This window comes from Streptomyces cyslabdanicus (genome assembly GCF_052663305.1).
The window spans coordinates 25,087-36,767 of the sequence record NZ_JBQRUW010000045.1 but is presented as its reverse complement, the minus strand read 5'-3'; the positions used below and the strand labels follow the sequence as shown (position 1 = coordinate 36,767).

The following is an 11,681-nucleotide window of genomic DNA, read 5'->3' as shown; positions in this document are numbered from 1 at the left end:
GATGAACTCCTCTTGCGTTTCGCATACGGAAGGCCGGAGAGCATGGCCCGGAGATTGGGCACAGAGCCTAACCGTGAAACGCACCCTGCCAGTTATAGGAATTCTTTATACCGTCGCCCGTCCGCGTCGCCCTGCCCGGCGGGCCTCCCTACCAGGCCACCGGCAGCTCCAGGGGGAACCGCCGGATCGTCTTCGCGTCCCAGCGCACCTCCTCCGGCGGCACCGCGAGCCGCAGCCCGGGGAAGCGCTCCATGAGCCGCCCGACGGCCACTTCGAGCTCTGCCATGGCCAACGGCATGGCGATGCACCGGTGCCCGCCCCAGCCGAACGTCATATGGGGGCAGTTCGGCCGGTCGACGTCGATGTCGTGCGGGTCCGTGTAGCGCTCCGGGTCGCGGTTGGCCGTCAGGTACGACACGTGGACGTAGTCGCCCGCCCGGATCAGCACACCGCCCAGCTGCACGTCCTCGAGAGCCACCCGGGGGATGCCGACCCCCTTGCGGAAGGGGATGTGGCGGAGCAACTCGTGCAGCACGTCGCTCAGGGCCTCGGGCCGGCTCCTGAGCCGTTCAGCCAGCTCGGGCCGGGTCAGGAGGAGATACACGATGTCGCTGATCTCGCAGGTCGCCGTGTCCTGGCCGCTGAGCGCCAGCATGAGCGTCATGACCGCCAGTTCCCGGTCGTCCAGCTGCTCCTTGCCGTCCCGCGCCGCGGCCATCGCGCTGATGATGTCGTCGCCGGGCGACTCGCGCCGCTGTACGACGAGTTCGCCGAAGTAGGCCGTCAGCTCCGCCTTGGCGCGCGCCGCGTCCTCCTTGGTGTCCGCGCCGACCACGAGCAGTTGGTGCACCGCCTTCTGGATCCGCGGCCATTCCCCCCGCTCGATGCCGAGGAGGTCCAGGACGGTGTGCTGGGGGAGCGGGTCGGACAGGTGCCGGATCAGGTCCGCCGGCGGGCCCTCCTTCTCCATGCCGTCCAGCAGATCGTCGGCGAGCCGGACGATCCGGGGCCGCATGTTCTCCACCTGCTGCTGGGTGAAGGCCTGTGAGGCCAGATGGCGTACGCGGCTGCTGTACGGCGGGTCCATCACGTTGATCGACTCGGGCGACACGATGGGCTCGGGCGTCATCCGGGGGTAGTCGCGGCCGATGATGCCCGCCCTGCTGAACCGGTGGTCGGTGGTCACCTGCTTGACCGCGTCGAAGCCGGTGACCAGCCAGGCGTCCGCGTCGCCGTAGCTCAGCCGGATCCGGGTGGGGGTGTCGTGACGCATCAGCTCCGCGAGGGAGGGGTCGAACTCCAGGGCTTCGCTGAAGTCGAACGGGCAGATGGCCGTCTCGTTGTCCGTGGTCATCAGTCGGTTCCTTTGGGGCACGGGGTACGGCGTCGGTGGTGTCCACGGCCCGGCGAAGGCGCCCGGCGAGCGGTGGGAGAACGACGGAGGCGGCGGCACCCGGTCCCCGAAGTGCGCGCGGCCCTCCGGGACGGCGGACGGAGCGCGCGCCGGCCGGCACCCCGGTGAGTGCGGGCGCCGGGGCCGCCGCGGCCCCCTGTCGTTTGCCTCCGTGCTGACGATGGAAACACGCGAGCCGGTACGGACCGGTGACCCGCTCCGCCAGTCCAGCCAGGTGGGCTAACAAGCCCGCACACGACGGTGGCGCCGGCCGGCCGCGGAAGGAGCCCGTGGGTCCACACTCTTGACACCCCTCTGTCATGCGGCGTGCAATATGTTGCATGCCAGTGCCGCAGAGCCGCGGGCTCGTCTCCAGGTCACTTCTCCGCGACAACGCCTACCGGGCCATCCGGGACGCCATCGTCGACGGCACGCTCGCACCGGGGGAGCGCCTCAACGACAGTGACCTGGTGGAGTGGCTGGGCGTCAGCCGCACCCCGGTGCGGGAGGCCCTGACGCGTCTGGAGCAGGCCGGCCTGGTGCGGACGAAGCCCGGCCGCTACACCATGGTCAGTCCCCTGGACGTCCGGGCGGCGCGGGCGGCCCAGTCGGTGACGGCGGCCATGCACGAACTCGCCGTCCGCGAGGCGATGCCCGACCTGTCCGCCGCCGAGCTGGACGCCATGCGTGAGGCCAACGCGCGCTTCGCCGACGCCCTGCGCCGGGGCGACGTCGACGCGGCGATCGACGCCGACGACGCCTTCCACGGCGTCGCCGTCACCGCCTGCGCCAACCCGGCCGTCCGTACCGTCCTGGAGCAGTTCACCCCGGTGCTGCGGCGGGTGGAGAGGCTGCGTTTCTCCTCGCTGAGCGGCCGCGGCTCGGTCGCACAGCACGACCGGATCATCGCGCTGTGCGAGGCCGGGGACGTCGAGGGGGCCGTGGCCGCCACCCGCGCCAACTGGCAGACGCTGCTGCCGCTGCTCGACACGGCGCTCGCCGACTCCGACGCCGACGAGCCGGACGGCGGACCCGGCGGCGACGCCTCCCCACGCTGACCCCTGCAGAACCCAGGCAGGACCCACATCCCCACGACGGACGCACCCCGCAAGGAGCCCCGGATGTCCCTCGAGTCCTTCGAGCGCCACCCCCTGCTGTTCGGCCCCAGCCCCGTCCACCCGCTGGACCGGCTCAGTGACCATCTCGGCGGTGCCCGCATCTGGGCCAAGCGGGAGGACTGCAACAGCGGGCTGGCCTTCGGCGGCAACAAGACCCGCAAGCTCGAGTACCTGATCCCCGACGCGCTCCGCAAGGGCGCGGACACCCTGGTCAGCATCGGCGGCGTCCAGTCCAACCACACCCGGCAGGTGGCCGCGGTCGCGGCGAAGGTGGGTCTGAAGGCCGTCCTGGTCCAGGAGAGCTGGGTGGACTGGCCGGACGCGGTCAACGACAAGGTCGGCAACATTCTGCTGTCCCGGCTCATGGGCGCCGACGTGCGCCTGGTCCAGGCGGAGTTCGGCATCGGGTTCAAGGACAGCTGGCACCAGGCCCTGGAGGACGTCCGGGCCGCGGGCGGCACTCCGTACCCCATCCCCGCCGGAGGGTCCGACCACCCCCTGGGCGGGCTCGGCTTCGCCGACTGGGCCTACGAGGTCGAGCGGCAGGAACGCGAACTCGGGGTCTTCTTCGACACGATCGTGGTGTGCAGCGTCACCGGCAGCACGCACGCGGGCATGATCGCCGGCTTCGCGGGACAGGACCGGCCCCGCCGTGTGCTGGGCATCGACGCCTCGGCCAAGATCGACGAGACGCGTGCCCAGGTGGCGAAGATCGCCCGCAACACCGCCGAACTCATCGGCGTCGGCCGGGAGGTGCGCGACGACGAGATCACCGTCCTGGAGGGCTGGGCCGGCGACCTCTACGGCATCCCCGTCCAGTCCACCCTGGACGCCATCCGCCTCACCGGACGCCTCGAAGGCATGATCATCGACCCCGTCTACGAGGGCAAGTCCATGGCCGGACTCATCGACCTCGTCCGCCGCGGGGACATCCCCAAGGACTCCACCGTCCTCTACGCCCACCTCGGCGGCCAGCCCGCCCTCAACGCCTACAGCGGCGCCTTCCACTGACCCCACCCAACCCGCGCCCCTTCTCCAGCCCCCCGGCGCCACCCCCCGTCGCACCCGCACCCGGGGCGGCGGCAGGGCGGCAGCCGTGCGCGACCCGGGGGCCGGGGAGGTGGCCGGAGGCCCGGCCGGGGCGGGTCGGGGGGAGGAGGGTGCGGCCAAAGGTGGGACTTACGGCGGCTCGTCGTGAGGCGCAGGGCGCAGGTGGGATGTACGACAGGGGCCGCGTCCGCATGACCACCAGCGAGGTAGCGATGACCGAAACACGCGCGAACCGGGGAAGCGCCACGTACGACGTGATCGTGCTGGGCGCCGGTCCGGTCGGCCAGAACGTCGCCGACCGCGCCCGCGCCGCCGGCCTCACCGTGGCCGTCGTGGAGCGGGAACTCGTCGGCGGTGAATGCTCCTACTGGGCGTGCGTCCCCAGCAAGGCGCTGCTGCGGCCGGTCATCACCGTCGCCGACACCCGCCGCGTGGACGGCGCCCGGCAGGCCGTCACCGGCCGGCTCGACACCGCCCGGGTCTTCGCCCGCCGCGACCACTACGTCGCCGACTGGGACGACAGCGGACAGGCCGAGGGGATCAAGTCCATCGGCGCGGACCTCTTCCGCGGGCACGGCCGGCTCGACGGTCCCCGGCGGGTCACCGTCACCCGGGACGACGGCGCGCGGCAGACCCTCACCGCCCGGCACGCGGTCGCCGTCGCCACCGGCAGCCGGGCGGCGCTGCCCGACATCCCCGGCCTCGACGAGGCACGGCCCTGGACGAACCGGACCGGGACCGACTCCAGCACCGTGCCGGCCCGGCTCGCCATCGTCGGCGGCGGGGGAGTCGGCGTGGAGATGGCCACCCTCTGGCAGGGCCTCGGCTCCCGGGTCACCCTGCTCGCCCGCCGTCGCCTCGTCCCCCGCATGGAACCCTTCGCGGGCGAGTTGATCGAACGCGGCCTCACCCGGGCGGGCGCGGACGTACGGATCGGCACGCAGGTCACCGCGGTGCGCCGCCCCGATCCCACCGGGCCGGTCACCCTCACCCTCGACGACGGCGGCGAACTGGAGGCCGACGACGTCATGTTCGCCACCGGCCGCCGTCCCGCCACCGACGACATCGGCCTGGACACCGTCGGCCTCACCCCCGGCTCCTGGCTGGAGGTGGACACCACCTGCCTCGTCCGCGGTGTCGACGGCGCATGGCTCTACGCCCTGGGCGACGTCAACCACCGCGCCCTGCTCACCCACCAGGGCAAGTACCAGGCCCGGACCGCGGGCGACGCCATCGGCGCCCGCGCCGCCGGCCGCCCGCTCGACGACGCCGACTGGGGCGACCACGCCACCACCGCCGACCGGCACGCCGTCCCCCAGGTCTTCTTCACCGACCCCGAGGCGGCCTCCGTCGGCCTGACCGCCGAACAGGCGGCCGCCGCCGGACACCGCGTCGGGACCGTCGACCTCGACTTCGACGCGGCCCAGGGCGCCGACCTCTACGCCGACGACTACGAGGGCCACGCCCGGCTGGTGGTCGACCTCGACCGCGACGTCCTCCTGGGAGTCACCTTCGTCGGCCCCGGGGTCGGCGAACTGCTGCACTCGGCGACCGTCGCGGTCGCCGGCGAGGTACCGCTCAAGCGGCTCAGGCACGCCGTCGCCTGCTTCCCGACCGTCAGCGAGATCTGGCTCTTCCTCCTCGCCCGCGCCGCCCGGCAGAAGGACCAGGGCTGAGTCAGCCGGAGGAACGTTCGGGGGGCGCGGTCGCGGCCGCCTCGCAGGCCGGGCACAGGACGTGGGCGTCACGCCCGTAGCGGTGGGTCAGTCCGTGGCAGCGGGGGCAGTAGCCGACCTCTTCGGGACGACAGCCGAGCAGGAGCGCCGCCGCGGTCCGGTCCGTCGACGGGTCGATGCGCCGGGGCATCTCGTCCATGGGTCCGACGGTACGTCCGGTGCCCGGCCGAGGCAGGCCGGCGCGGACGCAGGCCGATCACCTGCGGTGGGGCGCGCAGTGCGTCCAGGGCGCCGCACGGGCCTCACGGCTGCCGCGCGGTCGTCGTCGCCCGTGCCACCCGGAGCGTGCCGTCCGGCTCCGGGGTGACGGCCACGCCCGAGCTGATCCGGCCGAGTGCCGCCCGCAGCCATGCGCGGTCCTCTTCGGGGGCGGGCTCCAGCCGCATCCGCCGGGCCCGCAGGATCGCCATGCGCAGGTCCGCGAGCCGTCCCGTGCCCGCCGTCAGCGAGGCGAAGTAGGCGATCCGCAGGTCGTCGCGGTACTGCTCGTAGCCGGAGATGCCCTCGTAGTCGTCGACGAAGTCGCCGCAACCGTAGAGGATCAGCCGGTCGCGGTACACCTCGACGGGACGGGGGTGGTGCGAGGAGTGCCCGTGGACGACATCGACACCGCCGTCGACCAGCGCGCGGGCGAAGCGGATCTGCTCGCGGGGGACGTGGTAGCCCCAGTTGGACCCCCAGTGCACGGAGACGACCACGATGTCGCCCGCAGACCGTACCCGCCGTACGCGCCCGACGACCGCCGCGGCCGCCTCCGCCGTCGCCGCGGGGACGTACGCGACACCGGCTCGGTCCGCTGTCGCCGCCCAGCTCGACGGTATGCCACCGCACGTCATCCCGAGGGAGAACACCACCACCCGGACGCCGTCCGCGACCGGGTGCACGGCGGGCGCGTACGCCGCCTGCGCGTCCCGGCCGGCGCCCGCGGCCGGCAGTCCCGCACCGGTCAGGGAGTCCAGTGTCTCCAGCAGCCCCGCGCGGCCGAAGTCCAGCGTGTGGTTGTTGGCCAGGACGCAGACGTCGGGCCGGGCCACCGCGAGGGCGGGCAGGTTGGCCGGGTGCATCCGGTAGTGGATGTCCTTGTCCGGTGCGAACGCGTCGCTGCGGGTCACGGACGTCTCCAGATTCAGGATCCGTACGTCCGGGGCGGCGGCCGCCAGCACGGCGAGGGCCTCGCCCCACGGCCACTCGGGTGGAACCGGGGCGGGAATCGGGCCGCACGCCGCCTCCGCCAGCTCGACGTAGGACCGGGCGTCGCGGACCCAGGGCTCCCGCAGGGCCGGATCGCCGGGGCACGGGAGGATCTGGTCGACGCCGCGGCCGAGCATCACGTCGCCGCACAGGAACAGCGTCACCACGCCGTCGCGCATACCCCCACAGTAGTGGCCGGGCGGCACGCGACCGCCCGGACCCGAAGCGGGCGTGACGCCCGGGGCTGCGCGCGCCCCGAGCAGGCCCGAGGAGCACGCCGCCGGCCGGCCCGCCCCCCGGCGGTCAGGCGTGGTCGACGAGTTGCGCGACTCCACGCACGCGTGCGCAGTTGGCGCAGCAGAAGAAGCGCCCGTCGGCCTGAAGACCGTGCCCGAGGATGCGGCAGTCGCAGTTGTCGCAGGTCGGGGCGATCCGCTGGGCCGCGCACTCGAGGCTGTCGAAGATGTGGACGGCGCCTTGCGCGCGCACCTCGAACGCCAACTCGTAGTCGTTGTTGCAGACCTCGCACACTGCCATGAGCCTTCACTCCTCGCTGTGCCGGACCGGTGCCTCGGCGTCGGATCGGGTCGCGGGTCCCGAAGACCGGGTCGCGTGTCCCGAGCCGTATTCCACCAATGGCACCGGCCGGACCGGCCGACGCGGCACAACCACCCCGACGGACCCACACCCGTGTCCCTAGCGCAGACCGCTTCTCAGTACGCGGTCGAGCGCTGCCCGGCCGGCGGGTCCCCATGTCGGCTTGCCGCCGGGAAGGCCCCGGTCTCCGCTCTGGCCCATCGCCATGAGGAACAGGCTCTTCAGCGCGGCCAGCCCGCGGGCGCGCCGGATCGTCGCCTCGTCCGCACGCCCGTACACGTCGAAGAAGCGCGCGGCGGCGCCCGCGGGAAGGACGACCCAGGCGGCCGCGAGGTCCCACGCCGGATCGCCGGCGAACACGGCACCGAAGTCGATCACGCCGCAGAGTGTCCCGTCCGAGACGACGACGTTCGCGGGATGCAGGTCGCCGTGCACCCAGACCGGCAGGCCCTGCCACTCGGGCGCGGCGACGGCGTCGTCCCACACGGCCCGGACGTCGTCGGCGAGGTCGTCGGGGACGACGGCGTCGAAGAAGTGGTCGAAGCCGTCCGTGCACTTCTTGGGGTGGTCGCCGCGGTCCTCGCTGATCGGCGCCTCTTCGGGCGCCTCCACGTGGAGTGCCTTGAGGAAGCCCGCCAGTGTGTCGGCCGCGTGGTCGCCGCGGCTGATGGAGGTGTGGTCCAGTGGCTCGCCGGGGACCCACGTCATGATGGTCCAGGGCTTCGGGAAACGCGTGGACGGTTCACCTGTCCGGACGGGGGTCGGGACGGGAAGCGGCAGGCGCGGGGCAAGGACGGGCAGCCATCGGCACTCCTTGCGCTGGAGGTCCGGGGCTTGTGCTGTGCGCGGCATGCGCACGGCCAACTCGTCCCCGAGGCGCCACTGCTGGTTGTCCCACCCGCCCGCCACCTCGCGGATGGCCAGCCCCGCCAGGTCCGGATGCTGCTCCTGCAACAGGTCACGGACCAGGTCTGCGGTGATCTTGATCTCGGCGTCGGTCATGCGAAGCCACGGTACGGCGCAGGCGCAGGCACGGGTGCCGATTCCGGCTCCGCTCGTGATCCGGCGATTGGTCGCGAGACAGTCGGGCCGAGGATCCCCCTGCCGACCCGCCGGGGTGCGGGTCGGCACCGGGGTGCGGCGGCGTTCCTTCAGGGTCGCTGGACGGTGATGCCCTTGGGGTTGAGGTGGGCGATGTTGCCGCTCTCGGTCCCGTCCGAGGGGTCGATCACGCAGTCGATGAGCGCCGGGGCGCCCGAGGCCAGGGCCTCCCGCAGGGCGGTGGCGACCTCGTCGGGTGTCGTCGCCTGGTAGCCCTTGCCGCCGAACGCCTGGATCATGAGGTCGTGGCGGGCCTTGAGGGCGGTGGGCGCCGGGTCAGCGGAGGTGGAGGCCTCGTCGCCGCGGTAGACGCCGCTGTTGTTGAGGACGACGGTGACGACGGGCAGGTTGTAGCGGCAGACGGCCTCGATCTCCATGCCGCTGAACCCGAAGGCGCTGTCGCCCTCGATGGCGACCACGGGGTCTCCGGTCTCGACGGCGGCGGCGATGGCGTAGCCCATGCCGATGCCCATGACACCCCAGGTACCGCTGTCCAGCCGGTGGCGCGGTGTCCGCATGCCGATCGTGTTCCGCGCGAGGTCGAGCGCGTTGGCACCCTCGTTGACGACGTAGGCACGGGGGTGGTCCCCGAGGACGTCGCGGATCGCCTGGAGCGCGCCGAGGAACTTCATCGGGTGCGCGGTCTTCGCGGCCTGAAGGCGCTTGGCCATCTTGACCGCGTTCTGCGCGGAGCGTGCCGCGAGTTCCTCCCGCCACTCCTGCGCGGCCGGGATCCGGCCGGGCTTGCTCCGCTCGACCAGGGCCTCCATCACCGACGCGACGTCGCCGACGAGCGGGGCCGCGATGGGCTGGTTGCTGTCCATTTCCGTGGCCGCGATGTCCACCTGGATGAACGTGGCGGACGGGTCCCACTGCGGTGCCTCGCCGTGACCGAGCAGCCAGTTCAGGCGCGCGCCGACGAGCATCACGACGTCCGCCCTGCGCAGGGCCAGTGAGCGGGCGGTGGCCGCCGACTGCGGATGGTCGTCGGGCAGCAGGCCCTTGGCCATCGACATGGGCAGATATGGCACGCCGGTCGTCTCGACGAACTCCCGGATCTGGTCGTCCGCCTGCGCGTACGCCGCGCCCTTGCCGAGGACGACCAGGGGCCGCTCCGCGCCGGCGAGCAGGTCGATCGCGCGGTCCACGGCGGCGGGTTCGGGCAGCTGACGCGGAGCGGGGTCGACGACCTCCCACAGCGACGCCGCACCCTGCTCCTTGTCGATGACCTCTCCGAGCACCGCGGCCGGGATGTCCAGATAGACCCCTCCGGGGCGTCCGGAGACCGCGGTGCGGATCGCGCGCGCCACCCCGCGGCCGATGTCCTCGGCCCGGTGGACCCGGTAGGCCGCCTTGACGAAGGGTTTCGCCGCCGCCAGCTGGTCCATCTCCTCGTAGTCGCCCCGCTGGAGGTCCACGAGGTGCCGCTCGCTGGACCCGGAGATCTGGACCATGGGGAAGCAGTTCGTGGTGGCGTTGGCGAGGGCCACGAGTCCGTTGAGGAAGCCAGGGGCGGAGACCGTCAGGCAGATGCCCGGCCTCTTCGTGAGGAACCCGGCCGCCGCCGCCGCGTGTCCGGCGTCGCTCTCGTGGCGGAAGCCGATGTAGCGCATGCCCGATGCCTGTGCGACGCGCGCCAGGTCGGTGATCGGGATGCCGACGACGCCGTAGACGTTCTTGACGCCGTTGCGCCTGAGCGCCTCGATGACCAGGTGGATCCCGTCGGTGAGAGCGGCCGGATCGTCAGCGTCCCCCAGCCCTGTTTCCGGCACGGAAGCGTTGGTCATGGTCGGGATCCTTCCTGGACGTCACGAATGGCTTCTGGAATACTGTATTCAGTATCCCCGAGCTGAGAGGCACTGGCAAGGATTCGCGGGGTGGGGCGTTCCCGGCCCGCGTCCTTCGGGGGCCGTCGTGTGATCGCGCACCGTGGCCGACCGGGCGTCGGTGCGGCGTGTCGCCGCCGCATTGTCAGTGACATGCTGGAAAATGCCGCGGGAAAGAGAGATCAACATCGCCCGAGCTGGGTAAGTGATCTTCAGTCCCAGCCTCGAGGAAGGCCACCGCTGATGCAGTCCATACCCGGCCCGGCCCACGCCGTCGTCCTGCACCACCACAGCCGTGCCGGTGCCGCCCACCTCATCCCCACGGGTGCTGACCTTCTGCGCATCATCTCCGACCCGGGCACGCTGGTGTTCCTCACCGTGCACGCGGGCGGACGTCGCAGGTACAGCTACTGGCAGCCGTTCGACCCCCGCACCGGCCGGGGAAGCTGCTACGTCGCGCTGCCCACCGACCTGTGCGACATGCTGCACTCCAGCGGACGGATCACGCTCGGCGAGCCCCTCGTCGACTCCACCAGGACCACCTACCGCGTCGGCCCCGCGGACACCCCGGCCGCACCGCGCCGCCCACTGCGGAGCGCCCTCGCGGCATGACGGAAGGGGCCGGCGGCACGGCCTGCCGGCCCCTTCGACCGCATCGATTTCGGGCTGCGGTTGGGTGCCTCACCGCCAACCGTGCACGAGCTCGTCAGGGAAAGACCGAGGCGGAATCGCTGGTCGGCGGCTACCACGTGGCCTTCCTGGCCGCCGCCGGATTCACGGTGGCCGCCTTGATCATTGGCGCGGGTCTGCTCAAGGCCGAGTCGTCCGCAGGAGTGGGGCGACAACGCGTGGCGTCTTGGGCGGGCCGTTCCCGTCCGCGCCCAGGGCGGGTGGATCTGTCACCCTTCGAAGGGGAAGCGGGCGAGTGACGCTTCCTGGGCGAAGAACGTCTTGGCGCGCATGGCCGCTCGCTCGTCGGCGCGTACTTGCCCCGGCCGGGAGCCGTTGCCCAGCAGCACGCCGCCGAAGTGCATGCCCATGTAAGCGGCGGTGTGGTGCAGTGTGTGGACCAGCGGCTGGGCGACCACCTCTTCGCGGTGCGCCATCGCCGTCACGCCCCACAGGGTGCGTCCGCGCATCGTCGTCCTGAAGCCCGGGTCCGGGGTGGTCAGCCACTTCGACCAGTAGTCGAAGTAGCGCTTGGCGTACGACGACATCGAGTACCAGTACAACGGGGAGGCGATCACGATGTCGGTGGCGGCGAGTGTCGCCTGCCGCAGCAGTTCCTCGTTCTCCTGCTGCGGCCAGGGCACGTCGGAGTGCCGGGCGTCGACGTAGTCGGCCAAGGGCAGTCGGGCCAGGTCCAGCCAGCGCTGTTCGGTGCCGCTCGGCAGCTGCTCCGCCGCGGCCCGGGCCAGTAGCTCGGTGTTGCCGTCCGGTCGGGCGCCGGCGAGGAGGAAGAGGAACGAACGGGTCACGTGAGCTCCAGTCGTCGCGGTCGATGCCGCCACCCTCAACCTCACCCGGCTCCGCGGTATTTCCGCCGGGGCCACCGCGGCGGACCGCCCATGCCGTGCCCGCCTTGAGCGGGGAGCCAGGGAGGCCTCCGCTCCGGTGACCCGGAGGCAGGCGCGCACGGGACACCGGTCGATGTGAACTGGGTCACAGT

General features: G+C 72.3%; 11 protein-coding genes. 4 read left to right on the top strand and 7 right to left on the bottom strand.

Features of this window, described 5'->3' with window-relative positions; genetic code table 11:
* Nucleotides 1-148: 148 nt before the first annotated feature.
* Entirely contained in the window at nucleotides 149-1,354 is a 1,206-nt protein-coding gene (locus tag ACTYVM_RS26485; protein WP_445528364.1) for a cytochrome P450, read from the bottom strand.
* A 380-nt stretch (nucleotides 1,355-1,734) separates the two neighbouring features.
* Here ACTYVM_RS26485 and ACTYVM_RS26480 point away from each other — a divergent pair, with 380 nt between their 5' ends.
* From ACTYVM_RS26480 to ACTYVM_RS26470, 3 genes are all read left to right on the top strand, one after another.
* On the top strand, nucleotides 1,735-2,451 hold the full coding sequence (locus tag ACTYVM_RS26480) for a GntR family transcriptional regulator (RefSeq protein WP_445528363.1): 717 nt from the start codon (nucleotides 1,735-1,737) through the stop codon (nucleotides 2,449-2,451).
* A 63-nt stretch (nucleotides 2,452-2,514) separates the two neighbouring features.
* Entirely contained in the window at nucleotides 2,515-3,522 is a 1,008-nt protein-coding gene (locus tag ACTYVM_RS26475) for a 1-aminocyclopropane-1-carboxylate deaminase (RefSeq protein ID WP_445528362.1), read from the top strand.
* 251 nt (nucleotides 3,523-3,773) lie between these two features.
* Nucleotides 3,774-5,237: a dihydrolipoyl dehydrogenase family protein gene (locus tag ACTYVM_RS26470; protein ID WP_445528361.1), complete on the top strand. Its 1,464-nt coding sequence runs from the start codon at nucleotides 3,774-3,776 to the stop codon at nucleotides 5,235-5,237.
* A 1-nt stretch (nucleotide 5,238) separates the two neighbouring features.
* Here ACTYVM_RS26470 and ACTYVM_RS26465 read toward each other — a convergent pair whose 3' ends face one another.
* From ACTYVM_RS26465 to oxc, 5 genes are all read right to left on the bottom strand, one after another.
* A complete protein-coding gene (locus ACTYVM_RS26465) occupies nucleotides 5,239-5,436 on the bottom strand; it encodes a hypothetical protein (protein ID WP_400035875.1) in 198 nt (65 codons plus the stop codon).
* Nucleotides 5,437-5,539: 103 nt separating this feature from the next.
* Complete coding sequence (locus ACTYVM_RS26460; RefSeq protein WP_445528360.1) at nucleotides 5,540-6,667, bottom strand: CapA family protein; 1,128 nt, start codon at nucleotides 6,665-6,667, stop codon at nucleotides 5,540-5,542.
* 124 nt (nucleotides 6,668-6,791) lie between these two features.
* Nucleotides 6,792-7,025 carry a metallothionein gene (locus ACTYVM_RS26455; RefSeq protein ID WP_400035879.1) on the bottom strand — a complete coding sequence of 78 codons (234 nt, stop codon included), beginning with the start codon at nucleotides 7,023-7,025 and terminating at the stop codon, nucleotides 6,792-6,794.
* Nucleotides 7,026-7,184: 159 nt separating this feature from the next.
* Entirely contained in the window at nucleotides 7,185-8,087 is a 903-nt protein-coding gene (locus ACTYVM_RS26450; RefSeq protein WP_445528359.1) for an aminoglycoside phosphotransferase family protein, read from the bottom strand.
* A 149-nt stretch (nucleotides 8,088-8,236) separates the two neighbouring features.
* Entirely contained in the window at nucleotides 8,237-9,973 is a 1,737-nt protein-coding gene (oxc, locus tag ACTYVM_RS26445) for an oxalyl-CoA decarboxylase (protein WP_445528358.1), read from the bottom strand.
* A gap of 282 nt (nucleotides 9,974-10,255) precedes the next feature.
* On the opposite strand from oxc, the gene ACTYVM_RS26440 reads away from it, so the two are divergent.
* Nucleotides 10,256-10,624, top strand: coding sequence for a hypothetical protein (locus ACTYVM_RS26440; protein WP_445528357.1), 369 nt, complete (start codon nucleotides 10,256-10,258; stop codon nucleotides 10,622-10,624).
* A gap of 287 nt (nucleotides 10,625-10,911) precedes the next feature.
* Here the strand turns inward: ACTYVM_RS26440 and ACTYVM_RS26435 are convergent, their stop codons facing one another.
* Entirely contained in the window at nucleotides 10,912-11,490 is a 579-nt protein-coding gene (locus tag ACTYVM_RS26435) for a flavodoxin family protein (RefSeq protein WP_445528356.1), read from the bottom strand.
* Between the last annotated feature and the right edge of the window lie 191 nt (nucleotides 11,491-11,681).

Coding starts and splice junctions, on each gene's coding strand:
- ACTYVM_RS26460 (WP_445528360.1), bottom strand. CDS start 6,667: ATGCGCGACGGCGTGGTGACGCTGTTCCTGTGCGGCGACGTGATGCTC.
- ACTYVM_RS26485 (WP_445528364.1), bottom strand. CDS start 1,354: ATGACCACGGACAACGAGACGGCCATCTGCCCGTTCGACTTCAGCGAA.
- ACTYVM_RS26440 (WP_445528357.1), top strand. CDS start 10,256: ATGCAGTCCATACCCGGCCCGGCCCACGCCGTCGTCCTGCACCACCAC.
- ACTYVM_RS26455 (WP_400035879.1), bottom strand. CDS start 7,025: ATGGCAGTGTGCGAGGTCTGCAACAACGACTACGAGTTGGCGTTCGAG.
- oxc (WP_445528358.1), bottom strand. CDS start 9,973: ATGACCAACGCTTCCGTGCCGGAAACAGGGCTGGGGGACGCTGACGAT.
- ACTYVM_RS26450 (WP_445528359.1), bottom strand. CDS start 8,087: ATGACCGACGCCGAGATCAAGATCACCGCAGACCTGGTCCGTGACCTG.
- ACTYVM_RS26470 (WP_445528361.1), top strand. CDS start 3,774: ATGACCGAAACACGCGCGAACCGGGGAAGCGCCACGTACGACGTGATC.
- ACTYVM_RS26465 (WP_400035875.1), bottom strand. CDS start 5,436: ATGGACGAGATGCCCCGGCGCATCGACCCGTCGACGGACCGGACCGCG.
- ACTYVM_RS26475 (WP_445528362.1), top strand. CDS start 2,515: ATGTCCCTCGAGTCCTTCGAGCGCCACCCCCTGCTGTTCGGCCCCAGC.
- ACTYVM_RS26480 (WP_445528363.1), top strand. CDS start 1,735: ATGCCAGTGCCGCAGAGCCGCGGGCTCGTCTCCAGGTCACTTCTCCGC.